This window comes from Eubacterium limosum (assembly GCF_000807675.2).
Taxonomy (GTDB): domain Bacteria; phylum Bacillota; class Clostridia; order Eubacteriales; family Eubacteriaceae; genus Eubacterium; species Eubacterium limosum.
Genome location: NZ_CP019962.1, coordinates 275629 through 301988 on the forward strand (window position 1 = coordinate 275629; position 26360 = coordinate 301988).

Annotated in this window: 21 protein-coding genes; 9 read left to right on the forward strand and 12 right to left on the reverse strand. The window is 52.1% G+C overall.

Going from position 1 to position 26360, the window contains the following annotated elements:
• The first annotated feature begins 134 nt into the window (after positions 1-134).
• Complete coding sequence (locus B2M23_RS01285) at positions 135-1397, forward strand: MFS transporter (RefSeq protein ID WP_038350966.1); 1263 nt, start codon at positions 135-137, stop codon at positions 1395-1397.
• A gap of 455 nt (positions 1398-1852) precedes the next feature.
• On the opposite strand, the gene B2M23_RS01290 is transcribed toward B2M23_RS01285, so the two are convergent.
• The 5 genes from B2M23_RS01290 to B2M23_RS01310 all read right to left on the reverse strand — a co-directional run bounded on the left by B2M23_RS01290 (position 1853) and on the right by B2M23_RS01310 (position 8897).
• Positions 1853-3241, reverse strand: coding sequence for an RsmF rRNA methyltransferase first C-terminal domain-containing protein (locus B2M23_RS01290; RefSeq protein ID WP_038350967.1), 1389 nt, complete (start codon positions 3239-3241; stop codon positions 1853-1855).
• A gap of 173 nt (positions 3242-3414) precedes the next feature.
• A complete protein-coding gene (locus tag B2M23_RS01295; RefSeq protein ID WP_038350968.1) occupies positions 3415-4521 on the reverse strand; it encodes a PIN/TRAM domain-containing protein in 1107 nt (368 codons plus the stop codon).
• A gap of 148 nt (positions 4522-4669) precedes the next feature.
• Positions 4670-5143: a CarD family transcriptional regulator gene (locus B2M23_RS01300; RefSeq protein ID WP_038350969.1), complete on the reverse strand. Its 474-nt coding sequence runs from the start codon at positions 5141-5143 to the stop codon at positions 4670-4672.
• An 86-nt stretch (positions 5144-5229) separates the two neighbouring features.
• Positions 5230-6570: an MATE family efflux transporter gene (locus B2M23_RS01305; protein WP_038350970.1), complete on the reverse strand. Its 1341-nt coding sequence runs from the start codon at positions 6568-6570 to the stop codon at positions 5230-5232.
• Between the two features lie 176 nt (positions 6571-6746).
• On the reverse strand, positions 6747-8897 hold the full coding sequence (locus tag B2M23_RS01310; RefSeq protein ID WP_038350971.1) for a Tex family protein: 2151 nt from the start codon (positions 8895-8897) through the stop codon (positions 6747-6749).
• Between the two features lie 173 nt (positions 8898-9070).
• On the opposite strand from B2M23_RS01310, the gene B2M23_RS01315 reads away from it, so the two are divergent.
• Both B2M23_RS01315 and B2M23_RS01320 read left to right on the forward strand, forming a co-directional pair.
• Positions 9071-9961: a DegV family protein gene (locus B2M23_RS01315; RefSeq protein WP_038350972.1), complete on the forward strand. Its 891-nt coding sequence runs from the start codon at positions 9071-9073 to the stop codon at positions 9959-9961.
• A 77-nt stretch (positions 9962-10038) separates the two neighbouring features.
• The gene (locus tag B2M23_RS01320) at positions 10039-10311 is read left to right on the forward strand and encodes a TfoX/Sxy family DNA transformation protein (protein WP_052237072.1); all 273 of its coding nucleotides are present in this window, start codon (positions 10039-10041) and stop codon (positions 10309-10311) included.
• A 70-nt stretch (positions 10312-10381) separates the two neighbouring features.
• On the opposite strand, the gene B2M23_RS01325 is transcribed toward B2M23_RS01320, so the two are convergent.
• Positions 10382-11770, reverse strand: a complete 1389-nt coding sequence (locus tag B2M23_RS01325) for an ABC transporter permease family protein (protein WP_038350973.1) — start codon at positions 11768-11770, stop codon at positions 10382-10384.
• Positions 11757-12509 (reverse strand): ABC transporter ATP-binding protein, encoded by a 753-nt coding sequence (locus B2M23_RS01330; protein ID WP_038350974.1) that lies wholly within the window; start codon positions 12507-12509, stop codon positions 11757-11759. The genes B2M23_RS01325 and B2M23_RS01330 overlap by 14 nt, the downstream gene beginning before the upstream one ends.
• A gap of 133 nt (positions 12510-12642) precedes the next feature.
• On the opposite strand from B2M23_RS01330, the gene B2M23_RS01335 reads away from it, so the two are divergent.
• Both B2M23_RS01335 and B2M23_RS01340 read left to right on the forward strand, forming a co-directional pair.
• The gene (locus B2M23_RS01335) at positions 12643-12870 is read left to right on the forward strand and encodes a helix-turn-helix transcriptional regulator (protein ID WP_038350975.1); all 228 of its coding nucleotides are present in this window, start codon (positions 12643-12645) and stop codon (positions 12868-12870) included.
• A complete protein-coding gene (locus tag B2M23_RS01340) occupies positions 12857-13297 on the forward strand; it encodes a DUF2178 domain-containing protein (RefSeq protein WP_038350976.1) in 441 nt (146 codons plus the stop codon). Before B2M23_RS01335 ends, B2M23_RS01340 begins: the two co-directional genes overlap by 14 nt.
• Positions 13298-13404: 107 nt before the next feature.
• Here B2M23_RS01340 and B2M23_RS01345 read toward each other — a convergent pair whose 3' ends face one another.
• The 3 genes from B2M23_RS01345 to B2M23_RS01355 form a co-directional block, all read right to left on the reverse strand.
• On the reverse strand, positions 13405-13989 hold the full coding sequence (locus B2M23_RS01345) for a GrpB family protein (protein WP_167617721.1): 585 nt from the start codon (positions 13987-13989) through the stop codon (positions 13405-13407).
• Positions 13990-14089: 100 nt separating this feature from the next.
• Entirely contained in the window at positions 14090-14536 is a 447-nt protein-coding gene (locus tag B2M23_RS01350) for a GNAT family N-acetyltransferase (protein ID WP_038350978.1), read from the reverse strand.
• 78 nt (positions 14537-14614) lie between these two features.
• Positions 14615-17935 carry an ABC transporter permease gene (locus B2M23_RS01355; protein ID WP_038350979.1) on the reverse strand — a complete coding sequence of 1107 codons (3321 nt, stop codon included), beginning with the start codon at positions 17933-17935 and terminating at the stop codon, positions 14615-14617.
• Between the two features lie 148 nt (positions 17936-18083).
• On the opposite strand from B2M23_RS01355, the gene B2M23_RS01360 reads away from it, so the two are divergent.
• The 3 genes from B2M23_RS01360 (at position 18084) to B2M23_RS01370 (ending at position 23054) form a co-directional block, all read left to right on the forward strand.
• Positions 18084-18530, forward strand: a complete 447-nt coding sequence (locus B2M23_RS01360) for an RrF2 family transcriptional regulator (protein ID WP_038350980.1) — start codon at positions 18084-18086, stop codon at positions 18528-18530.
• Between the two features lie 339 nt (positions 18531-18869).
• Positions 18870-21299 carry an HAD-IC family P-type ATPase gene (locus B2M23_RS01365; protein ID WP_038350981.1) on the forward strand — a complete coding sequence of 810 codons (2430 nt, stop codon included), beginning with the start codon at positions 18870-18872 and terminating at the stop codon, positions 21297-21299.
• Between the two features lie 102 nt (positions 21300-21401).
• Positions 21402-23054, forward strand: a complete 1653-nt coding sequence (locus B2M23_RS01370; protein WP_038350982.1) for a GGDEF domain-containing protein — start codon at positions 21402-21404, stop codon at positions 23052-23054.
• Positions 23055-23086: 32 nt separating this feature from the next.
• On the opposite strand, the gene B2M23_RS01375 is transcribed toward B2M23_RS01370, so the two are convergent.
• Complete coding sequence (locus B2M23_RS01375) at positions 23087-23890, reverse strand: hypothetical protein (protein ID WP_038350983.1); 804 nt, start codon at positions 23888-23890, stop codon at positions 23087-23089.
• 98 nt (positions 23891-23988) lie between these two features.
• Complete coding sequence (locus tag B2M23_RS01380; protein WP_038351173.1) at positions 23989-25470, reverse strand: UDP-N-acetylmuramoyl-L-alanyl-D-glutamate--2,6-diaminopimelate ligase; 1482 nt, start codon at positions 25468-25470, stop codon at positions 23989-23991.
• Between the two features lie 206 nt (positions 25471-25676).
• On the opposite strand from B2M23_RS01380, the gene B2M23_RS01385 reads away from it, so the two are divergent.
• Positions 25677-26351 (forward strand): histidine phosphatase family protein, encoded by a 675-nt coding sequence (locus B2M23_RS01385; protein WP_038350984.1) that lies wholly within the window; start codon positions 25677-25679, stop codon positions 26349-26351.
• The last annotated feature ends 9 nt before the right edge of the window (positions 26352-26360 follow it).

The window sequence follows — 26360 nt, forward strand, 5'->3', positions numbered from 1 at the left end:
ACCCAGGGAAAAAAGGCTCCGTCTCGGACTTTACCGCTTTGTCGGCAAATCAAACATACTTTTAACTTAAAAAGATAGCTTTTTTTAATATTATTCATTATAATAAAACAAAGAACACTAAAAAGGGGATTCTTATGAAATTTTCTAAAATCGAAAAGTCCTGGATTTTGTACGATGTGGGGAATTCGGCTTTTATTATGCTGGTTTCAACCATCATTCCCATTTACTTTAAAAATATTGCCTCGAGCGCCGGGGTGTCTATGGCCGACTCCACCGCCTACTTTGGGTACGCCACCTCCATTTCCACCCTGATCGTGGCAATACTGGGACCTATTCTCGGCACCATCGGAGACACCAGCGGCTACCGGAAGCGCCTGTTCCTACTCTCACTGGGCGTGGGGGCTGTGGGCTGCGTCGCCCTGGGGATTCCCATGGGGTGGCTTTTATTTCTCGTCATGTTTGTGGTCGCCAAAATCGGCTATAACGGCAGCCTTATTTTCTGCGATTCCATGCTCACTGACGTCACCACCGATGACCGCATGGATGAGGTCTCCAGCGTGGGCTACGCCTTTGGCTACATCGGCAGCTGTATTCCCTTCGCAGCCTGTATGCTCCTGGTACTCTTTGCCGGCAGCATCGGCATCAGCACCCAGCTGGCAACGTCCATTTCCTTTGTCATCACCGCAGTATGGTGGGTGCTCATGACCGTGCCGCTGCTCAGAGGCTATCAGCAGAAATTTTCTGTGGGACATGTATCCAACCCGGTTAAGGAAGGCTTTGTGCGCCTGGGGCACACCATTAAAAATATCCGTCAGGATAAAAACATTGTGCTGTTCCTGGTAGCGTTTTTCTTCTACATCGACGGTGTCTACACCATCATCGAGATGGCGACCTCCTACGGCAAGGACGTGGGTGTGGGCGATAACGACCTGTTGATGGCGCTGCTGCTCACCCAGATTGTCGCTTTCCCTTTCGCGCTCCTGTTTGGCTGGCTGTCGAAAAGAGTCAAAACCGAAAAGCTGATTTACGTTGGGATCATCGGCTATTTTTTCATCGCCCTCTTTGCCATCCAGCTGGATAAGGCGTGGGAATTCTGGTTTCTGGCGGTCTGTGTCGCCATCTTCCAGGGCGGCATCCAGGCCCTGTCCCGGTCTTACTTTGCCAAGATCATCCCCAAAGAAAAATCCGCCGAGTACTTTGGTTTTTACGACATTTTCGGCAAGGGCGCGGCCTTTACCGGCACGCTGCTCGTCAGCGTTGTCACCCAGCTCACCGGCCACTCCCGCTATGGCATTATCTCCATCTCCTTCCTGTTTGTCATCGGCTTTGTGCTGTTTGTACTGGCGGTGAGAAGGATCAATCGTGAAAAAACCGAGGGGACACATGCGGGGCTTTGAGCCGCGTTCAAATTTTATTTTTCTTTGTCCCCATGCTCAAAAGACTCAAAACCACCGATAAATGGCGTTTTGAGTCTTTTGAGCATGGATTCTATAGAATAATAAAAAATGGAGAATCGAAAATTGCGGGCACTATCCTTACACCGATAGATTCTTCTCTAAAGGGTGGATGCTTGCGCTTACCAGTGTCCGGCTGTGCAGGTAATGCGGCACGATTCCGGACCATTTACCACAGCGACTGGACCTTTTTGTTTATCTGGATAAAAGGTCCAGTCTTGGGTTAGGCCACTTCTTTGTCCGTCTGCTCTATATTATTTATATATATTTAACCGTTTACATATTTATTTTAAAGGTTATACGAACATATTTAGTTTCAGAAAGGCATGCTCAAAAAGCTCAAAACCACAGATTTTTAGGGTTTTGAGTCTTTTGAGCATGCCTTTCTAAAGACCCTTTTATTTTTTCCGAATGCGCAGCCCCTTGGGGAAGTGGTTTTTGATCATGCCCTGGCTGGCTTTTCCAAAACCCAGGGGCCATTTTTCAAAACAGACCAGCACCCAGCCCTTAAGGTCTGCCCCGGTGATGGGTTCGCCCTTGAGATAGGTGTAGGCTTCCTCATCATCTTTCACGGTATAAACGATTTTAAAGTCCTCAGGCTTCAGCACCATGGCAAGGGTATGGGACGGTTCAAAGCGGTTCTTCTTGAGTGTGCCCAGGTGAATGCCGGGACGCAGTACCTTCAGGCCCTCAATGTCCCTCAGGGTGATGCCCTCGGGCAGGCTGTAAAGCTGATCCCCCTGCAGATGCAGGTTGTCGAACCGCCGGTTCAGGTATTCTCCGGCAAAGGCCTCATAATCGCCCAGGTCTCTGCGTCCAGCGGGCTTCAGCCGGGATTTCCCCTTGAGCTTGGGAGGCTCTTCCTCCGGAGGACACGCCGCTGTTTTCCGGAGTTTGGCGATAAAATGCCCCTCACCCCGGACGTGGAAAGGCATGACATGGAGGGTTTTTGTGAGCGCTGGCGTCCCTTTTTCCGACCACTCTGGCCGCCCGCGGTCGTCAAGTCCCCTGAGATCAATGTCCATCAGCTCATAGCGGTTATTTCCCAGGAAATCTTCAATGACCTGTTCGTTTTCTTCGGGCGAAAAGGTACAGGTCGAGTAGACCATGACACCTCCGGGCTTCAGCAGCTTGTCCACGCTCTCCAGAATCTTAAGCTGGCGTTTCGCGCAGTGCAGCACCCGTTCCGGGTTCCATTCCTCAGCGGCGCCGTTGTCCTTTCTGAACATGCCCTCACCCGAGCAGGGAGCGTCCACCAGAATTTTATCAAAGCGTTCGTGAAACCGCGCCGCCAGACGTTCCGGAAACTCGTTAAACAGCAGCGCATTGGGTACCCCCATACGCTCTACGTTGCTGGCGAGGATCTCGGCCCGGTTGTTGACCAGTTCATTGGCAACCAGCACCCCCTGCCCTTCAAGCTTACAGGCCAGCTGGGTCGATTTTCCTCCCGGTGCGGCACAGAGGTCAAGCACCCAGTCCCCCGGCTCCGGCGCGAGCACCTCGGCCGAGGTCATGGCTGTGGGCTCCTGTACATAGTACAGTCCCGCGTAGTAGGCGGGATTTTTCCCGGGGCGGACATCACTGTCAATATAGTATCCCGTCGGGCACCAGTCCACAGGCTCCAGCTCAAAGGGCGTGTTCTGGGCCATCTCCTCCAGGGTACACTTCAGAGTATTGGTCCGGATACCCTTGTTCACTGTCCCATTATAGGAAGCCATGAGCTTTTCATAATCCTCATCGCTTAAAAGTCTCCGCATTTTTTCTTTAAAGGCCTCTGGTATCTGCATGTTTCATCTCCATTGTAATAAATTGAAAATGGAAAATTCAGGTGCAAATCCGCAAAGCAAATTTGTTCCTTCATTCTCCATTTTCCATTCTTAATTTTCCATTCATAACTTCTGTTATGCAGGCCCGACACTTTCGTTTTCTGAAAGCACGGGGCAAACCCGCCGCCGCTGAATCACTTCTTCGGCTTTGCAAAGATCATCCGTCCTGCGGCGGTCTGCAGGATACTGGTAACGATCACCGTGATGTTATCGCCGATGTACTTCCTGCCGTTTTCCACAACGATCATGGTGCCGTCGTCCAGATAGGCAACGGCCTGACCATTTTCCTTGCCGGCTTTTACCAGCAGCACCTTCATCTCCTCACCGGGCAGCACTACGGGCTTCACGGCGTTGGCCAGCTCGTTGATGTTTAAAACCTCGGCGCCCTGGACCGTTGCCACCTTGTTCAGGTTGTAGTCATTGGTCAGGATCTTGCATTTGGTTTCCTTGGCCATCCGCACCAGTTTGGCATCGACCTCCTGAATATCGTCGTAGTCCTCCTCCGATATCTGTACCGGAACGTCCAGATCATTCTGCATCTTATTGATGATATCCAGGCCTCTCCGTCCGCGGTTGCGCTTGAGATCATCCGAGGAATCTGCGATGAGCTGAAGTTCGTTCAGGACAAAGACCGGGACGATGAGCGGCCCCTCCATAAACCCGACCTTGCAGATATCGTAGATACGTCCGTCAATGACCACGCTGGTATCCAGCACCTTGGCCGAGGCATTGTTCTTTTTCTTTGAGATCTTTCGGGTGGAGGCACTGCCGTCGCGTTCTTTTTTGCCTGCCTGAATGGCAGCCACAATATCGTCTCTTTTCTTAACCGGCAGCGTAAAGCCCAGGTAACCCAGGACGATATAGATCACTGCGGTCAGAAGGCTGCTGACCCACGGAAACGGGATCTGATAAAAGGCGAAGCTGATCAGCATCGCGATGATCAGGCCGATTACCAGACCGCCAACCCCCAGAGCAATGTCGACGAGCCGGACATCTTCCATACTGGCTTCCACCATTTTGGTAAGATTTTTGATCCCCTTTAGTATCAGAGGGAAGAAAATAAAAAAGATAAGTCCACATAAAACCATAATAACAATATAAGTTCCCAGCTCGATTTCCGGTGTAAATTGGATGCGCAGGGTCGCCTGAATCCACTCATTAACGATCACCATCTGCGCCAGGGCGCTCCCCAGCAGAATGCCCAAAATCGAAAAACACACTCTTAAAAATTTTTGCAGCATTTCATGTTCACCTCCTTTCCATTCATAATATTTTTATTATAGCACGATTAGCCTTAAAAATCTGTTAAAGCAAAAGCATCATATAAAGAAAGAGCTGTCATAAATGACAACTCTTTTTTTAATCATCGCCTTACACGCCCAAATCGCGTTAAATTTTTTCTTCGATTACCTGAAGCGATTCCTCTTTGCTTCTGCCCTGTACCAGCACCATCTCACTGATGAGAAAGTTTCTGGCGGAGGTAAGCATCTTTTTCTCTCCGGTTGAAAGTCCTTTTTTCCGGTCCAGCAGCGTCAGGTTTTTTACGACCTTGGCAACGTCAAAAATATCGCCGCTTTTCAGAATATCCATATTATCCTGGTACCGCTTGCTCCAGTTGCCGTTCATCTGGTCACTCGGCCCCTCAAGGCTGTCGAGCATTTTTTCAATGACATCGGATGTTACTATATCACGTACACCAACCTCGTCCGCTTTGTCTACAGGAATCAGGATTTCCATTCCTTCAGATACAATTTCCATTAAATAGTACATCTGGGTGGTGTCAAAAATTTCTTTTTCCTCGATGTCTTTGACCACACCTGCACCATGCATTGGATATACAATTTTATCGCCGATTTCGTACATTATATACACCTCAATCATAATTGCTGGTTTCATTATACCATAAAAAAAACACAAATGTAATATTTTATAAGAAATTTAATGCTTTGTCAATGAATTTTTTCACTTTCTAACCCTTTTGCGCGATATAAAAAGATACCTGAAACGAAAAGTGTGGTCATCTCCGCGGCCGGAATGGTCAGCCATACACCATCCATGCCCAGAGCAGGCGGCAGAATGAGCAAAAAGACAACCACAGCAGCCAGCCCCCGGAGAATGGAAACTGTGAAGGACGGCCCTGGGCGGTTGATGGAGGCAAAGAGTGAGGTGGTCACAATATTGACGCCCATAAACAGAAAAGCCAGAAAATATAAGTGGATGCCTGACGAGGCAATCTGTGCCATCTCTGCGTTTCCTTCCCGGTTAAATATGCCCACGATACCGTCCGCTTCCAGAAGCCCCAGCGCCAGAAACAACAGCGCCAGAACTGTGCCCAGCAGAAGCGCCGCCGCGTAGGTCCGCCACACACGCCCGGTCCTCCCTGCGCCGTAGTTAACGCTGATAATAGGCTGTATGCCCTGGGCGATCCCGGTAAAGACCGCCACTGCGATCAGGGCAATGTTGGAGATCACCCCGTAGGCGGCCACCCCGGTGGTGCCGGACAACCGCAGGATGGTATAGTTAAACAGCAGGATGATCACTCCAGATGAGAACTCCGTGACAAAGGAGGGCAGCCCTGTTGTCAGGATCTCCCGCACAATCCTTGTCTGCGGTGTGCAGGCTGTCAGCCGGAAGTGGTTCCGCCGCCGTATAAAATGCAGGGACAGCACCAGCATGCTGAATACAGGAGCCAGCCCTGTAGCCAGCGCCGCCCCAAACATTCCCAGTCCCATTGGAAAAATGAAGATATAATCCAGCACGATATTACTGAAGCTTCCTGCCAACATGGCGGCCATGGACAACTGAGGGCTTCCATCATTGCGGATAAAGCAGACCAGAATGTTGTTGATGATGAAGGCGCAGGAAAAGAGCAGGATCGTCCTCAGGTAGCGGACTGAGAGCGAAAGGGTCTCGCCCTCTGCCCCCAGCAGTCCGGCCAGGGCTGGCGTAAAGAAAATGCCAATTAATGTCAGCAGGCAGCCCAGGGCTGCCCCCATCGCCAGGGTCATGGTAAAGACGCCATCCGCCGCCGCATCCCGCCCCTCACCTCTCAGAACCGCGTACCGGGTCGCCCCGCCCATTCCAAGCATGAGGCCCGCACCGTTGATAAAACTGTAGGCCGGCAGCACAAGGTTCAGGGCCGCCAGACCGCTGTTGCCCACACCGCCCGCCACAAACACCGTATCTGCCAGAATGTAGCAGGACAGCCCAATCATACTGAGGACATTGAGCGACACATAGTGTCCAAAGACTTTTGGCAGGCTGCCTGTAATCATTTCTGTTTTTTCCATGTTTTCCTCCTAAAAAATAAAAGCGCTGGTTCCTCACACCCCATGGCCTATGGCGTGAGAAATCAGCGCTTTACATCGGGCCCCTGTCCGGCGACAGGTGCACCAAGCGTTTAATTTTTAATTCAGTATAATTTACCACATTCCCGCGTATGTGGCAAGTCTTTCTTAAAGCTTTGTTAAATGAGCATGGAGAGCCCGATACGTTTGCGTTCCACATCCACAGACAGCACCTTGACGGTGACCACGTCGCCGACGGATAGAACATCGGTGGGATGGGAGATATAGCGGTCACTGATCTGTGAGATGTGGACCAGCCCGTCCTGATGCACCCCAATATCCACAAAAGCGCCAAAGTCGATGACGTTGCGCACTGTGCCTACCAGCTCCATGTCTGGCTTCAGGTCCTCAATGCTCAGAACATCGGATTTAAGGTGCGGCTTTGGCGCAGCGTCACGGGGGTCACGTCCCGGCTTTTTCAGCTCCTTGATAATATCCCGCAGCGTCGGCTCGCCGATTTCCAACATGGACGCTGTGGCCTTTACGTCCAGAGCGTTGAGCCGGGTGACCGTGTCGGCCAGCTTATCGGCCTCCAGGTCCGCAGTGGTCAATCCCATGCTTTTCAGCAGGTTCTGGACCGCCTTGTAGGATTCGGGATGGACGCCGGTGTTGTCCAGGATATTGTCCCCGTCGTCAATCCGCAGGAAGCCCGCGCACTGTTCAAAGGCCTTTGCGCCCAGGCCCTTGACCTTTTTGATCTCCTTGCGGCTCCCGAATTTACCGTTCTGTTCACGGTAGTCAATGATGTTTTTGGCAATGGTTTTGTTGACGCCTGCCACATGCTTTAAGAGGGACACAGATGCCCGGTTAATGTTGACGCCGACATTGTTGACCGCGTCCTCCACCGTATCGTCCAGAACCTTTTCAAGCTCCTTCTGGTTAACGTCGTGCTGGTACTGGCCCACTCCGATATGTTTGGGATCGATCTTCACCAGATCAGACAAAGGGTCCTGCAGGCGGCCCGCAATGGAGATGGCCCCCCTCAGGGAAACGTTGATGTCCGGGTACTCCTCAGCGCCCAGCTCAGAGGCCGAGTATACCGAGGCGCCCGCCTCATTGACCACAATGTACTGCACCGGGCGGTCGGTTTTCTTAAGCATCTCGGCCACAAACTGCTCGGATTCCCGGGAGGCCGTGCCGTTTCCGATGGAGATGATGTCCACCTTGTATTTTTCGATCATGCCCAGCAGAATTTTTTCGGATTTTGCCACCTCATTTTTCGGCTCCGTCGGGTAAACCGTAGCGGTATCCAGAAGCTTGCCCATGGGGTCCAGAACCGCGATCTTACACCCGGTACGGAAGGCCGGGTCAAAACCCATGGTGGTCTTATCCTTAAAGGGCGGCTGAAGCAGCAGCTTTTTAAGGTTGAGGGCAAACATCTTAATGGCAGATTCCTCAGCCTTTTCCTTGAGCTCGGTACGGATCTCACGCTCGATCGACGGAAAAATCAGTCGCTTGTAGCTGTCCTCAATGGCGCTCACCAGGTAGCCGCTGGCCTTATCCCGGAGGATGGATTTCTTCAGGTAAGCCAGGATGTCCTCTGCCGGGTCCACAATCTTCACGGCCAGCACCTTGCGTTTTTCGCCCCGGTTGAGGGCCAGCACACGGTGGTTGGCGATCTTCTTAACCGGCTCGCCATAGTCGTAATAATTTTCAAACTCTGTTTTTTCCTCGGCAAAGGCCTTGGTGACCGTGGACTTGACCGCGCCCTTTTCGGTCACCATACGGCGGATTTTCTTGCGGTAATCCGCGTTGTCCGAGATGGTTTCAGCAATGATGTCCATGGCCCCCTGTAAGGCGTCCTCGGCGGTTTCCACGCCCTTCTCAGGATTGATGTAGTTTTTGGCATCCTCAGCCAGATCCGCCTCGGTATCGAGCTGTAAATAGACCTTATTGGCCAGGGGCTCCAGGCCCTTTTCCTTGGCCATCGAAGCCCGGGTTTTCTTCTTCTGCTTGTAGGGCAGGTAGAGATCCTCAGCCTCCTGCAGCGTGGCAGCCTTGTCGATGGCGGCCGCAAGCTCATGTGTCAGCTTACCCTGTTCCTCGATGCTGCCCGCGATCTCTTCCTTGCGCTTCTGCAGCTTTCTGAGGTAAGTCAGGCGGGCGTCCAGATCACGCAGCAGAACATCGCTCAGATTGCCGGTAACCTCCTTGCGGTAACGGGCGATAAAGGGGATGGTGTTGCCCGCGTCTATGAGCTCCACGGTGTCCTGCACCTGCTTTGGCCGTATATTAAATTCCTGTGCCAGTTTATCAATTAAATATTCCACGTTATTGACTCCTCTGTAAATTACAATTTCTCATCGGTTCATTTTACCATTATAAGCCGTCAGCCGCAAGGAAACCTTTTATTTAAGATGCCTTTAAGCCTGAATCCCCCCAATTGTCAAAGGCGGCGCGCCGTGTTAAAATGGTAGAAGAAATTTGAAAAAGGAGGGGTACCATGGGAAATAAGTTTATTGTGGATTCAATGTGTGACATCAGTGAAGAGATTCTGCGCCGTTATGAGTTTGAATCCCTGCCGATTCCGGTCACCCTTGATGATAAAACCTATTACGACGGTATTGATATTACCCCGGAAATGGTCATCAATTTTGTTAAAAACAATCCATCCAGCTTTCCGAAAACTTCACAGGTCCAGGCCCTCGCCTACCAGGAAACCTTTGAAAAGCATTTAAAAAACGGCGACGACGTCATCTATCTGGCCCTGTCCTCCGGACTCTCCGGAACCTACCAGACTGCCAGCCTCATCGCCTCCGAGCTTCTGGAAAAATACCCGGGGCGCAAAATCAGCATTGTGGACTCCAAATGCGCCACCACCGGCATGATGATGATCCTGCACCAGGGACTCAAGCTTGACAAGCTGCATAAGCCCCACGAGGAAATCGTCGAGAGCATGCGCTTTCTGTCCGAACATATTCAGATATTTTTCATGGTGGGTGATATCCGCTGGCTGGCCCAGGGCGGCCGTATCAGCAAGAATGTGGCCCTCATCGGTGAGATGCTCAAAATCGTTCCGATTCTTTACTTTAAAGACGGGCAGATCCTGGCCTTCGACAAGGTCCGCGGTCAGAAAAAGGCCCTGAAGAAAATGATGGCCTCCGTCGACGAGCGTATGGCCGATAAGGACCAGATCGTGGGCATGATCAACAGCACCGCGCCTGAGCTCCAGGAAAAGGTCAAAAAATACATGACCAAAGAATTCGGCACCAAAAACTTCCTGATCCCGGAAGCCGGCGCGGGCGGCGCCTTAACGGTCCATATTGGTGTTGACTGCCTGGGCATCATGTTTTTCGACGCCCTGCCGGACAATTACGTGCGCGTCTACCCGTAACAAACCCTCTGGAAACACACGCCAGCCAGCGCTGTTTTCTGCTCCACTGGTACCACAGACCCGTACCAGTGCAAGGAATGAAAGGTTGTGATTTTGTGGCCGAACTGACTTCTATGCGAAACATCGGAAAAGAAATTGAAAAGAAGCTCATGGCTGTTGGTATCTGCTCTGCCGAGGAGCTGTCGCAGCTTGGGAGTAAAGAAGCGTTTTTACGCTTGAAGACGCGTTTTTCAAACGTCTGCCTGGTACACTTGTACACGCTTCAGGGCGCCATTGACCGTATCGAATACAACCAGCTGCCCGATGAAGTCAAGCGTGATTTAAAAAGCTTCAGCGATGAATTAAAATAAGGACATTTCCTTTCTGGCTGACCGCCTATATCCCAAAAGAGGTGGGGTGCATTCTGCACCCCACCTCTTTTTAAATACACCGCATCAGCTGCTCCCGGCTGATCCTTCTGTGGATAAACACGGCCAGCAGCAGATCCGCTGCCAGCAGCAAAATCAGGCTGGCCAAAGCCCAGAGCAGCCGGCTCCCGGGCAGCAGCCAGACCGCCAGGGCCGGAGCAGCAGCCAGAAAGCTCAGCAACACCGCCATGTACAGCCCCTGCCGCGGCTTTTTCATCAGCATGGTCGAAAGCCCTGTGACGTAGATCATCAGAAGGCTGAACAACAGCCCCGCCGCCAAAAGCAGCCACTGATCCGGCGAAAACAGAGCTGTTCCGCCGATAAATACAGAAACCACAAGCACCAGCAGCACCGCCAGGATGCTGATGATCAGTGAAAACAGAAGGGCCAGCAGCCCTTTTCCCAAAAACAGGGCGCCTGTGCCAATGGGCGTGGACAACAGGGACTCAAAGGTTTTGTAGGCCCGTTCGCCGCCAATGGTGTAGGCCGTCAGATTCACCGTGATCCGGGCCGTTCCGAGGCTCAGTACTGCCAGAGCCGCATAGAGGTTGACCCCGCCAAAGAAGTAGTCCCAGAGCGCCATAAAAATGGCGGGCGCCAGCGTGAACATCAGCAGGCTGAACTTAAAACGCCCCAGCGCCTTAAAATACCGCCATTCATGGCCCAGAACCATCAGGCTCTGGCTTCGGGTATCCCGCTGGTATCCACTCCCCGCCACAGTTTTTTTGCTGCCATCTGCTAAAAGACCGCCCCGGTCCAGCCGTTTCAGCCGCCAGAGTACCCAGCCAGCGATCAGGGCCGCCAGCACCAGAAATACAGCGCTCAGCAGTACCGCTGCCTCAGCCTGCCTCTGGGACACCAGTGTCAACAGCACCACCAGGCAAAAGCCAATGGGGATAAAAAACCGCTGACCACGGCTCCCGGCCTCCTGGACATCTGCGGAGACCGCCGAAGCGTACAGCCCGGTCAGGGTCAGACACACTGCGCCCAGGATAAAAAGTCCGGACACAGCGAGCAGCATCCCCCCGCTGACGTCAGGCAGAGCACCCGCCACAGCCTTTAAAATAAGCAGCGGCAGTAAGCTCAGGCAAAAGCAAGCGCACGCAGCCCCGAGACAGAAGGCCCCCTTTCCAAACATCAGCTGCTTCTTTCCCACACTTGTGGACAGAAGGCTCTCAAGGGTTCGTGTTTCCTTTTCAGCCGCAAATGCCTCAGAAGCCCACTGTCCCAGCAGAAACAGCGGGTACAGCACCATTGCGTTCAGCACAAAGGGGCCGGCGGCAGGCCAGAGAGGCAGCAGGCCGCCGATGGCAAGGGCTCCGCAGGCATAAAAAACCAGGGTGCCGCTGTCCTTAAGGGCCAGACGCCACTGCTGGGCGCAGACTGTTCTAATCCCGTCCATATCTGGCCGCCTGCCCTTCAATTTTCATATACAGCTTTTCCAGATCAAATCCATCGTCACCGGTTTCCTGTCTCAGGGCGTCCAGGGTGTCTGTAAAAATGTTCCTGCCGTGGCGCAGGATGGCAATCTGGTCTGCCATCCGTTCTACCTCACTCAGGTTGTGGGTGGTCAGGACAATGGTGGCGCCGTTTTCCTCAGCCAGCTCCTTGAGCATGGCGCGCAGATGCTCGATGCTCACCGGGTCCAGCCCGTTTGTGGGCTCATCTAAAAGCAGCAGCCGAGGGCGGTGCAGCAAGGCGCGGATCAGCGCCACCTTTTTCTTCATCCCTGTAGAAAATCCCTTGACTGCCTGATTTTTCTTATCCAGAATATCAAAACGCGCGAGCAATGTGTCAATCCGCGTGTCGTAGTCCCGGCGCTTCATGCCGTAAAGCCTCGCAAAATAGCTCAGGTTATCATAGACGCTCAGGGGCTCGTACAGGCCTGTGTCCTCAGACAACACACCGCAGATCCGGCGGACAGCATCACCATTTGCCGCCGGGTTCAGGCCGCCGACCGCGATCTCTCCGCTGTCCGGTGACAGCAGCCCCAGGATCAGACGAAGTGTGGTGGTTTTTCCCGCGCCGTTGTGTCCCAGAAGCGCACAGATCGATCCCTGCGGGACGTTGAGTGCCAGCTGGTTCAAAGCCCGCACACTCCCAAAGCTTTTGCTCACCTGTTTTATTTTAATAAATGCCATTCTCATCCCTCTCTTTCCGAAAATAGTATAGCACACTATACAATATTTGTATAGTGTGCTATACTATTCTGCGTTGATACTTGTCGTTTTCCTGTTTTTATATTATGATTAGAAAAAAAGCAGGAGCTTCGGAATGAAAACACGTATCCGCGAATTGAGAAAACAAAGGCATATTTCCCAGGCAGAGCTGGCAAGGGCCGTCCGGGTCACCCGGCTGACCATCACCTCCATCGAGAATGAAAAATACACGGCCTCACTGGTTCTCGCGTACAAAATCTCAAAATACTTTGGCCTGACCATTGAGGAGGTCTTTGATTTTTCAGAAATTGAGGAGGAAGAAAAAAGCCATGAATCCCTTTAAAAAAACCATCGTCCGCCGCTTAAAGCTCAGTGTGCTCATCGCTGTTTTCGGCGCACTGGCCGCCATTGCCGGTATCCTGTACAGCCTTTCGTCCGGAGGCCCGCCCGACACCTCTGTCCTTTCAAAAAGCATTGGTCTGTTCGCAGGCATTGAGGCGGTCTGTATTTTCCGAATCCTGCGGTATGCCCGCGCCCTTAAGACCTCCGATCAGCTCGAAGCCCTCGAAATTGCTGAGAAGGATGAACGCAACCAGTCCATTCAGCTGAGAACCTGCCGCAGCACCCTCTGCCTGACCCTTGCCCTCCTGGGTTTTGGCGGCATTGTCTGCTCTTTTTTCAGCCCGACCCTGTTCTTTACCCTCGGGGGCATTCTGATTGTCATCCTCGTGATTTTCCTGTCTTTCTGGCTTTACTACAGACAGCACTAAATAAAAAAGAGGCAGGATATGAAACGCACCCCACCTCCAATAGACTGCCCGCCAAAAGACAACGTCTAGGAATATATACCAAATATACAAAGAGGCAGTGCCCCTGCTCAACGCTCTGGCAAATATCTGTTGCTAAATTCTATTTTCGCCATATCCGAATACCGCCTGACAAAATCTGTTTTAGCTTCTGTATATCCATCCCGGTCGTGTTCGTACTGCTTCCAGAGCTTCAGCTTCAGGCGCTCGTATTCCCTTGCCACATCGGGATGTGCTATCAGAAAATCCCTGAAATACAGCTCAGACCAATTTCCAAAATATCTCACATGGAGATGGTAAACCCTGTCGGCGAACCCCTGCGGCGTGTAGCCCTTGTTAAACGACAGCTTTACCGGATCGTCCTCCCGTGACATCAGTCCCCAGCCAAGGTTTTCAAACACCTCTGTGACCTCAGAAACACCGCAGGCTCCGTCAATTTCCAGCAAGATATCAACAGTCGGTTTTGCAGTCAGCCCCTCAACAGCCGTACTGCCAATGTGGCTGATACGGACAATTTTTTCTGGTTCTACATGTCTGATAATCCGCTGCTTTTCTTCTTCGTACCAGTCTTTATAATTTGGATTATGCTCCTTCAAAATGATGGGAAACAATGTCCACAACTCCTCCAATGATAATTCTGTTAAATCTGCTTTCACCAGAAATTCTCCATTCTGCATTCTCAGTTAAAGCCGTCTATTTCTTTGGCTTTTCCGATTCCTTCCGGCCTTGGCTGCTGTCTCAGGAACCAGTATTCATTTATAAGTCTTTCTTTAAATAAACCATATCAACCAGCTGAACACCGTCCTCAAACATCGGGTGGTCGTAGTTGTCTGTAAAAAAGTTCCTGATTCTGTGGGATACCTTAAAACCACTTTTCTGATAAAACTGCAAGATCCAGGGGACATCGCCAGTTCCCACAAGCATTGTTGCATACTTATCTTTATAATACGAAAATATGTGATTCAGAAGTTTGCTTCCATACCCCTCACCGTGCCATTTTTCATAAGTAGCTATATTTTTCAGTTCACAGATACAGTCGCTTTCCTGCGTAACGACGCAGACGCTTTTTAAGCCGTCATCATATAAGGCAAATAGTTCGCCACGATATAAGTATTTCTCGATCATCTTCCAATCTTCATCGGCAAGGAGCAGAAGCTCCATAAAATTCACTTTTTCGCTGTTTTCAATGGTTTTTATAATCATTTTGCCTCCGCCATTTTACTTATCCTTACTTCTGTATAACACGATATCATTATTTTATTGAAGGGTTCCCATCAAACGCTATTCAATACTCTTGAGCGACTCGACCATGTCCACTTTTTTGATCACCGGCGCCATAAAGAGATTGACAATCAGGGTAAAGGCCATGGTGAACAGGCAGGCAAAGACATAGCTGCTGGGGTCGATTCCCCGGCCAAACATGACGATGTCTGTCTCGACAGTGGTGATGATAAAGTTGTTTAAGATCACGCCCAGTCCCAGACCGATGAGCATCCCGATAAAGGAGAGGATAATGTTTTCCCTGAAAATATAGTTGTTTGTCTCCCGGTCATAGAAGCCCAGAACGCGGATCGTTGCGATCTCACGCACCCGCTCCGACACATTGATGTTGGTCAGGTTGTAAAGCACCACGAAGGCAAGGGCTCCGGCGGCTACCAGCATGACCAGCACCACCATATTCAGGCTGCTCAGGCTGTCCGTGGAGGATTTGACAATACTGCCTGTAAAGCTCACAGACACCACGTCGCTGTTATCCAGCCATTTTTCCCCAAAGGCGTTTTCGGCGTCTGTGCCGGTATCCTTCAGGTTAAAATAGGCAATATTGTATTTGACCGGCTCGCCCGAAGCGGCCTCATAGGCCTTTGGCGATACATACACATAGTTTTCAATATAATTTTCTGTAATGTCTGCGACTTTTATCTTAAATTCTTTATCGTCTGAGTACAGCCGAATAGTGTCACCCACCTTAATGCCCAGGTCATTTGCGAGCTTTTCGGTAATGATGGCGCCGCTGTCGTCAAGGGTCAGCTTTTGATCCGGCTCCTTCCGGTGGCGCAGATCGATGAAGCGGTTCATATCGCCGGGTGTTTCTGGCACATAGAGGTAAGCGTCCTTGGAATGATCACCGTCCGCCAGCGCGACACTCATCTTCAGCTGTTTGGCCAACATGGCGTCCTCAACCTGGGCGTCGTTCCTCAGTTCAGATTCCAGAGGCGCCTTTGCCTCCAGGGTATCCTCATTTTTAAAGGCCATCATGCCATCGTAAACGGATATCTCCTCAAACTGTTTAGGAATGATGGAGAAAATAGAGTCCTGCAGACCAAAGCCTGCCAGGATCAAGGCAGTACAGCCAGAGATCCCGATAACAGTCATGAAGAAGCGGGCCTTGTAGCGCAGAATATTCCGGGCGGTTACCTTGGAGATAAAGCCCATGCGCTTCCAGATAAACGGAATTTTTTCCAGGAAGATGCGCTTGCCGATTTTCGGCGCCTTTGGCCGCATCAGCTCGGAGGGATCTTCCCTCAGCTCCACAGAGCAGATGAGGATTGCGGCCCCCACAGTGCATAGGAGGGTAATAATACAGCTGATGATGATAGCGCCCCAGGGCACTGAAAGCGACAGTTCCGGCACCTGGTACAGCAGGCTGTAAGCGCCTACGATCAGCCTTGGCAGCGTATTAATACCGCTGACCACACCGATGGCGCAGCCCACCACAGCCGCCAGGGCCGCGTAAATCACAAACTTGGACGCGATGCTGGCAGGACTGTAGCCCAGGGCTTTCAGCGTTCCGATTTCCATGCGCTGTTCCTCAACCATGCGGGTCATGGTCGTAAAGGCCACCAGCGCAGCCACCAGCAGGAAGAACACCGGGAAAATGCCGGCCACATTGTCGATGCGGTTGGCGTCCTCACCGTAGCCGCTGTAGCCTGGGTTATCGTCACGGTTAAACACGTACCATTTGCCAAAGTCTACGTCTTTCAGTTCCTTTTCGCTGTCCGCAATTTTCTGCCGGGCGTCATCCAGCTTCTGCTGGCCCTCGGCGCGTTTTGTTTCCAGCTCGGTGCGTCCCTCAGCCAGCTGGCGTCTGGCGTCGTCCAGTTTCTGTCGTCCCTCTGCGAGCTGCTGCTCTGCCTGAGCCTTTCCCTGCTCAAGCTGCTGCCAGCCCTGGGTAATGGCGGTCTTTCCCTGCTCAATCTGAACCGCTGCGCTGTCCAACTCGGCCTTTGACTGATCCAGCTGGGCTTTTGCCGCTGCCAGCTGGTTCTCGGCGTCCCTTAACTGCTGTATGGCCGCGTTCAGGGCCTTTATCCCCTGGTCATAAACCGGCTGAAGATTTTGCAGCTGGGCCTTTAACTGGATCAGCGTCTGCTTCTGTTCTTCTGTCCGCTTTTCTTCCGGAATGGCTTCGATGACTGCGATCTGGCTCTTGATGCTGTCGATCATACCCCCAAGCTGATCCAGCTCGCCTTTTTTCTCAGCAATCTGCTTCTCGGCGTCAGGCTTTCCGGCATCAAAGGCGGCCTTATTCTGCTCATACTGGCTCTGTCCATCCGCATACTGCTGCTGTCCGGTGTTCCACTGGCTTTCTGCATTTTGCAGCTCGTCCTGCTTCTCATTCAGGGTCTTTGTGGTGGAGGCCACCATCTCGTCATAGCTTCTCTGTCCCTCGGCCAGCTCAGCCTCGCCGTCTGCGATCTGCTGTTCGGCGTCCCGCAGCTGCTGCTCGGCCTTTGCGATCTCGTCGTCAAAGGTGGTCTGGGCGTCCAGAAGCTCCCGTTTCGCCTTGTCGATCTCCTGAGTGCCAGTGGTCATAATATCGTCGTAGTTGACCTGAAGGCGTTCTTGCCCCACGGTTTCCAGACGTTTTTCCAACTCTGAGACGGCGTCCTTGTACTCGGTGCTGTAGGCTGAGACACCGTCCGCGCTGGCAGTGGAATAGACATAGGCGTCGGTATAACGCTCTGACTTAAAGACCTCGGGCTTTACCATCATATAAAAAGAAATATCTCCGCTGCCCACCGATGTGGACCCGCGTTCAATGGAGATGTACTGTGGCGAACGGATATAGCCCACCACTGTGTACTCGCTCTGGGACAGGGTGTCCTCCAGCTTTTTATCGCCCACCTCGGGCGACATCTTGATGGTGCTGCCGATGCTGTAAGCGTTCCGGCCTGTGTGAGGGCCAGTGGTGTCCGGCATCTCGATCACGCATTCATTATCCTTTTCTGGCATGCGGCCCTCTAACAGCAGCGGCTGATTCAGGCCATCTTCGGCCGGTACAGCCAGCACCTTGAACACCGGGCGCTTTTCGCCGTTTTCCACGATCACATCCGTTGAGTAAGTCGGCATCACTGCTGCCACGCCCTCCACCTTTTTTAACGCGGCCACATCGTCGTCGGTAAAGCCATAGGTCGATACCAGATGGATATCTGCCAGCTTCTGCGCTTCAAAATACTGGTTGGCCGTATATTTCATGCTGGGGCTGGTGCTCTTGACGCCCCCAAAAAAACAGATTCCCAGAGCAATGATTGCCACGATGGACAAAAAACGGCTCAGGGACTTCCGTATTTCCCGCACTGTGTCTTTTCTTAATGCTTTCATACTTCCCTCATTTTCTCATACTGGTTTTATTCTAACACATTAATCTGAAATGTTTAACCATAATTTAAGCGATTAACTTGACGCGTCCGCCATTTCGGGATATAATCGAATTAAACATATTAACTTACTATGAATTGGAGGTATCGCGATGCGTATATCCGCAAAGGGGCGCTATGGCCTGGCGGCCATGATCGCCATTGCCCAGGGAGATTTTGAGGGGGACTACGTTCCGGTCATCGTGATTGCGGAAAAGCTGGGGCTCTCTAAAATATATCTTGAACAGGTTTTTTCCCTGCTGAAGCGTGCCGGGCTGGTCAATTCCGTCAAAGGCGCCCAGGGCGGCTATCGGTTGACAAGGAAACCGGACCAGATCAATGCCCACGAAATTCTGACCGCGCTGGAGCAGATTCTTTTTGAAAGCACTGAAACCAGTGTAGAAGAGGCTTCACCTGCCATTGAGCACGCCATGCAGAAATGTGTATTCACCCCGCTGGACCGGGCGGTGCAGGAGCACCTTGAAAAAATAACACTGGACGAGCTGGTTGCAGAAGCCGGCCGGTACAAGGGAAACAATCACTTCATGTTTTTTATCTGAAACGGACAAAAGCTGCCGTCCATGGCCATTACCCCATGGACGGCAGCTTTTGCTTTGTAAAAAATAAGGAAAAGAAATGAAAAAGTATATGTTAACCCACCACATCATGGCGAGGGATTGTCCGCTGCTGTCGTGCTTTGTTATATGAGTATAATACCCTGGAAATGTGATGATAATATGAACGCTGTGTGAAAACTGTGTAAATTAAGCCCTCTTTAAGACTTTTCTCTGCCCCTCAGAACAATAATCTTAAAAAAATAGTAAGAATTTTGACGACCCGGCAGTAAGATTTTGCTGATAGAATAAAACCACAGCAAAACGAAAGGACAGGAAACAGCTATGAAAAAGCATTCCGCTGCCGGACGGCAGCCCGTCACTCGCCTGACACCTGACCCCGCGCTGGGGCTGACCAGCGAGCAGGCCCATCACCGCATGAGAGCAGGCTGGCATAACCTGACAAAGGAGCAGCTCTCCAAAACCGAAGGACAGATTATCCGGGACAATATCTTTACCTTTTTCAACTTTCTATTCTTTGGACTGGCGTTCTGCCTCTTTATGGTAAGGGCCTACACCGATATGCTGTTTCTCGGCATTGTTATCGTCAACGTGCTCATCGGAATTATCCAGGAGCTCAAGGTTAAGCGGACCCTGGACAAAATCTCCCTGCTCTCTGGGCAGAATGCCCATGTGGTTCGGGACGGTACGGTTCAGACCCTGCCCACTGACGAGCTGGTGCTGGACGACATTGTGCGCTTTACACCCGGCAGCTCCATCTGTGCCGACGCCATCTTATGCGAGGGTACTGTGGAGGTCAACGAAGCTCTGCTGACCGGTGAGGCTGACATCATTACAAAGCGCCCGGGCGACCATCTGCTCTCTGGAAGTTTCATCGTCTCTGGAAGCTGCTCCGCCCGCCTGGACAAAGTAGGAAACGACTCCTACGCGGCCAGTATTACCCATGAGGCCAAACGCCGTAAAAAACATCGCTCCGAAATGATGCGCGATCTGGACCGGCTGTTAAAGTTCATCGGTATTGGTATTATCCCTCTTGGGCTCATCATGTTTTTTAAACAGAGCGCCCTCCTGAATACAGGTGTTCCCTATGCGGTCAGCTCCACAGTGGCCGCCATGGTGGGCATGATTCCAGAGGGACTGTACCTGCTGGTCAACATCGCCCTGGCTGTCAGTGTCATCAACCTGGCGCGCCGCAGAACCCTGGTGCATGAGCTGTCCTGCATTGAGAACCTGGCCCGGGTGGATACTTTGTGCCTGGATAAGACCGGCACCCTGACTGAGGGAGTCATGGAAGTCACAGGCACCATTCCTCTCTCCGGCCTCACAAACGAGGCCCTTGAAGGACAGATGGCTGCCTTTTTACGGGCATCCGCCTCGGAAAACGCTACGGCCAGAGCCCTTAAGAGCCATTTTCAACAGAGCGCTCCCTCCCTTTCTGTAAAGGAAGAGATTGCATTTTCCTCTGAGCGCAAATGGAACGCTCTTATCCTGCGTGACGGCTCCGCCTGCTTTCTGGGCGCGCCCGAGCGTCTTCTGGGCAAAGACTATGCCCGCTACACCCCACAGCTAAAGCCCATTCTGGCCTCTGGAAAAAGAGTGCTCCTGTTAGCCCAGGGTACAGCCGAGGACGCCGAGTCCCCCGAAAACGGCTGTCTGACCCCCCTTGGCTTCATTCTTCTCTCGGATAAGCTGCGGGACGACGTTCAGGAAACCCTGGCCTATTTTAAGGAGCAGGGTGTAACCATCAAAGTGATCTCCGGCGACAACGCCGAAGCTGTCTCCGAAATCGCCCGGCGCGCAGGGGTAAACGGCGCCAGCGCTTTTATCGATGCCAGCACCCTTAACGAAGACACAGATATGGCCGCAGCCGCTGAAAACCACAGCGTTTTTGGCCGGGTAACGCCTGAGCAGAAGCGCCTGCTGATCCGCGGACTAAAAGAAAACGGCCATACAGTTGCCATGATCGGCGACGGTGTCAACGACGTCCTGGCCCTCAAGGACGCGGATTGCAGTATCGCCATGGCCGCAGGGAGTGATGCAGCCCAGCATGTATCCCAGATAGTACTGCTGGATTCGGACTTTTCTGTGATGCCCCAGATCGTCAGGGAAGGCCGCCGGGTCATCAACAATATTGAGCGCTCGGCCGCCCTGTTTCTGGTCAAGAATATCTTTTCCTTTATCCTGTCTCTGATCCTTCTGTTTGCGGCCATTCCCTATCCCTTCCTGCCCATCCACATCACTCTGATCAGCGGCCTGATGATTGGTATTCCCTCCTTTGCCTTAACCTTTGAACCCAATTACCGGCAGGTGCGCGGCCATTTTCTGAGAAATGTGCTGTCAAGCGCCCTGCCGGGCGGTCTGGTCAATGCCTTCAACCTGCTGGCAGTCCTGATTACCGGCACTCTTCTCGGGATATCCATGGATCAAATCTCCACCATCTGCACACTTCTGGTTGGTGTGACCGGGCTGCTGGTGCTCTTCCGCCTCTGCCAGCCGCTGAATCTGCCGAAGGCAGGCCTTATCGCCGCTATGGGCATCACCTTTTTCGGAGCAGCCTTCCTGTTTGGCTCCCTGTTCAGCCTGAGCCCTCTCACTCTGGAGAGCTGGGTGGTGTTCGGCGCCTTTACGGTTCTGTCGCCTCTGCTGATGACCGCACTGACCGCTCTGCTGCGCCGGCTTAAGCTGTGGCAGACAAAAGATAAAACCTTAAAAACACCGAAGCCTCTGAGCCTGCATGAAACCGACAGACTGTAGCTTTGCGGTGGGGTGAGAAACGCGCCCCGCCTTTTTTTGTTTTCTTTTTCAAAATGTATGTTACAATATAACTATACTATTTATGATTAAGGAGACGCATCTGTGACAATAAAGGAAAAGAATTTCCACTTTATTCCTGCCCTGTTCCTGATTTTGCTAGTTACAGGCACTGCTGTCCTTTTATTTCTGTCAAACCTGCTTCCCCACGCCAATAACCGATTTGAGGCTGGGCCGGCCACAACGTTCGACACTCACTGGACCATTACCGAAGAGGGCCTGACCAGTTCCGACATTAACCTGCCGACATCGCTCCCCGACACTCGGGCTACTCTGACGAACACACTTCCCGACACGCTTCCTGAGGACGCTGTTCTGGGGATTCCGACAGCTTTCCAGTCCCTGACCGTATTCATTGACGGCATCGAGGTTTACAGCCTTCCGGCTGACAGTGCCTTTGGCAGTCTTATTCACACGGTTTCCATTCCCAGTGGCTCCGAGGGTAAAACGGTCACCCTGGCCTTTGAGTCACTCTATACCACACCTAATATCTCTCTGGGCAATATCAGCCTGGGCAGCCGCACCGCTGTGCTGTTTGGCCAGCTTGATCATGACACTGGAAGCCTGCTCGTGTCGCTGATTATTCTTATCATTGGAGTTCTTCTGCTGGCGGTTTCGGGCTTGCTTGCCGGACCAAAAACCGGGCGCTACCGTTTTGTCTGCCTTGGCACCTTTTCGGTTTTGGCCGCCCTCTGGATTCTGACGGATTCCAATTTCTTGCAATTTCTTCCATTTAACAGCACTTCGGGTGTTCTCCTGTCCTTTTACAGCTTTACACTGATGGGTGTTCCCATCATTCAGTTTATCAAGCTGAGCAGCCACGAACGGTATCACAAGGCTTATGATATCATCACCCTGCTGATGCTGGCCAATTTTCTGCTCAACCTCTGCGTGTCCACAGTCAGCGTCCTGTACCTGCCCAAACTCCTGATCATCACGCACGCTCTGCTCATCAGCGCGATCCTCCTGTTCTTGTGGTGCCTTGTGCACAGCTGGGTCAAATGCCATGAAAAACGCTTCAACACACTGTTTGCTGCCTTTTTTCTGCTGTGTGCCGCGGGCATTATCGACCTGGTCCGTTTTTATGACAATCCCGTGGACAATGACAACAGCTTTTTCTTTAAAATCGGTCTGCTGGTATTTATCGCGATTCTCGGCCTCTCAAGCATAAAAGACAGCCTCAACCTTTTCCGGGACGCTGTCCATGTCGAGATCTATAAAAAGCTGGCTTACACCGATTCCACCACCCAGCTGGCCAACCGAACCGCCTACGAGCGGGATCTCGAGTGCATCCGAAGCGCGCTGCCCATTGAGAGCCTGACCATTGTTTCTTTTGACCTGAACAACCTGAAGCTCACCAACGATACTCTGGGCCACAGCGTGGGCGACACCCTGATCATCGACAGCGGCAGCTGTATCTGCGCCAGTTTTAAGGACTGCGGCACCTGCTACCGGATCGGCGGTGACGAATTCTGCGTTATTGCCGAAAATCTGGCTCCTGAGGTTCTCAAAAACTGTCTTGAAGTCTTTGACGCCTCCATTTACAACTATAATAAGGCCCATACACCGAGACTGGACATCGCCCGCGGCTACAGCTGCGGCCCAGTCCACACGCCGGGGGATCTCGACGAGCTCATCCGCCGGGCCGACCAGGCCATGTACGCCTGCAAAGCCCGAAGTCATTCATCCGAGATCTAAAAGAGGTGGGGTGCAAAACGCACCCCACCTCTTTATGCTTCCCGGAACGGCTTCCCAAAGGCACACGGCACGCCCACCAGGCACTTGCCACAGACCTCGCTGCCTGTATCCAGGATCACGCCCTCAGCATCGGCCGCGTAGGAATTGCCGAAGTCGTTGTAGACCGCGGCGTTTTCCGAGCAGACGCCAAAGCATTTTTTCCGGTCATAGCCCACTGTGGTCAGGGCTCCTGAAAAACAGTGGCGTACGCATACTCCGCACTTTCCCTCGCGCTTGTACAGACAGTTTTCCGTTGTAAGGGGCGCGCCCGGCGTCACATTCAGATTGGTAACCACAGTGCTGAAACGCCCGCAGCAGCCCGCATCTGTGATGAGCATGTTGTTAAGACCAAAGGTTCCCATTCCGGCAAGCCAGGCCATATGGCGCTGGGACCACCGGCTCATGAGCACCTCCCGGTCAAAGGTTGTGGCCTCCGGCGATACAGCGGCCCGGTATCCTCTGGCCTCCAGCTGCTCGATGAGATGGGCGTTCAGCCTGGTGAACAGCGCGTTGGTATCCTCATAGGCTCTGGCCCAGTCTGGCGACGCGTGCCCATCTCCGATGTTGGTCTTAGCCGTTTCCTGCGTGAAGGGCAGAAAATAGCAGACAACTACAGTGGCGTCTTCCAAAACCTCCCGCGGCATCACATGGTTTTTATCCGCTACCACCCGAAACTCTGGGAGCATCGGGTGCGCCGCGTCGGCAAAGCCCACCAGCGGCGTCCCCCACTTTGTTTCACTCGTCTTCTCATATTCCCGGATATAGTCTTCGATCAGCGCAGTCACATAAGCTTTCATCCTCACTCCTCCTTACTTTCACAACAGTATAACACTTTATCTGAAAAAGTCATCTACCCATTAAAAAGCGCCGGGACATCCGCTCCGGCGCTTTTCGTCTATTTTCCAGCCTTCAGCCGTCTCACGGCTTCCTCAGCGGTTTCCCATTCGTTATAATACAGGTTTTCATCCTTCATGGTCTCCTGTTTTTCGTGGCCCTTTCCGGCCAGTACCAACACATCGCCCGCTTTTGGCAGGGTAGCGGCATAGTAGATGGCGTCCCAGCGACGCAGCACCGTCTCGTAGGCATCGGTTTTTTCCGCCACAGCTGCAGCCACGGTATCGATAATGGACTGTGGGTCCTCACTGGCCGGGTTGTCTGAGGTCACGATGATATGGTCGGCAAACTCGCCGGCGATCCGGCCCATGATGGGGCGTTTTTCCTTATCGCGGTCCCCGTTACAGCCAAAGACCAGATAAACCTTGCCGTCGTACATGGTCTTCACAGATTTTAACAGGCGTTCCAGAGAGTCCGGTGAGTGGGCATAATCGATGATGATGTCAAATTCAGTGTCCAGATCCAGACGCTCCATCCGGCCCTCTACGCCGCTCATGGAAGCCAGGGCTTCCTTGATAACTTCGATGGAAATCCCCTCCAGCAATGCGTTGATAATGGCGGCCATACTGTTGTAGACCATGACCTCGCCGGGGATGGAAAGGAAAATTTCTTCCTCGCCATCCTTGGTCACCAGCGTGTAGCGGGTGCCCTCGATGCTGTATTTCATATCTCTGGCATAAAAATCACATTCCGGATTCAGCCCGTAGGAGTATACGGCAACGCCTTTCTTTTCTGCAAAACGGTCGTACAGCTTCTTACCCCACGCATCGTCGCAGTTGATGATGTTGGCCTTGGAGGTATAGGTAAACAGCTTGGCCTTGGCTTCAAAATAATTTTCAAAGGTTTTGTGATAATCCAGATGGTCCTGGGTCAGGTTGGAGAAAATGCCGTAGTCAAAGGCCACGCCGTTGACGCGGTCAAGATCCAGCGCGTGAGAGGAAACCTCCATCACCAGGTTCTGACAGCCAGCTTCCACCATTTCCGAAATGATCTCCTGTACCTCCAGCGAATCTGGGGTGGTACGTCCGGCGTTGTCGATGATTTTATCCCCAATCTGGTTATTGATGGTGCCGATCAGGCCGCATTTGCGTCCATCCTTTTGAAAAATGCTCTTGAGCATATGGGTGATCGTCGTCTTTCCATTGGTGCCGGTCACGCCGGTAATGGAGAGCTCTCTAGACGGATGGCCGTAAAAACGGCTGGACATGGTGCCCAGCATGTGGCGGGCGTTTTTTACCTTGACATACATGATGCCATCCTGGTATTCGTCCAGATCGTGTTCATAGATTACCAGAATTGCGCCCCGGATGATGGCGTCGCCAATATATTTGTGTCCGTCTGTTTTCAGTCCCTTGATGGCCACAAACATGCTGTTCGGGATCACCTTCTGGGAGTTATAGGCAATATGTTCAATATCGATCTCGGGATTGTTATTCCGTACTTCTACAATCTCCGGATCTTCCAAAATACGATTTAGTTTCATGGGTACCTCGATCAATTTGTTCTCTTTTTCGATTAACTTATTAATTATACAGTTCTTCTATGGAATTGTCCAGAAAAAGGCCATTTTGATACAAAAATAATACACTTAAGTTACATTTCCGCTTTTTTCTGACACTGCCTACACTGACCTTTTTTCGCGGATATGTTATAATAAACAGTGACAAAACAACAACGAGGTGAACAAAATTGACAACCCTTTATCTGATTCGTCACGGCACCACCGACGCCAACGCCAATGGTATTTTTCAGGGCGTTCTGGACCTTCCCCTGAACGATCTTGGCCTGAAACAGGCCCAGGCACTTGGCGAACGCTTTAAAGACATTGACGTCGATGTTTTATACTGTACACCCCTGCAGCGCACCCGCCAGACCGCCGAAGGCCTCCGGGGCGAAAAGGATCTCCAAATTCTGGTGGAGCCAGGGATCGTGGAGGTGGACGGCGGTCTCATGGAGGCCAAGAAGATTTCCGTCATCGACGAGGCGTTCCCCGGACTCATGGAAACCTTCAAAACCGATCTTCCCAACTTTCAGGCGCCCGGAGGCGAGAGTACCCGCGACGTTTACAACCGGGTTACCAGCGCACTCACACGCATTGTGGCTGAAAACACCGGTAAAACCATCGCCTGTATTTCCCACGGTTTTGCTATTCAAACCTTTCTATGGTACGCAAAAGGCCTGCCTTTCGAGGAAATGCAGCAGGAAATCCTGCGCAACACCGCGGTGTGCAAGTTTATCTTTGACACTTCGGGTGGGCTCCAGATCGAGTACATTAACGATGACCGCCATTTGAGCGATGATCTGAAATGTGAACAGCCGCCCGAATTTCGGGTAAAAAAACAAAAAGCTGAGGGTAGGGCGTAAAGCGCTCTT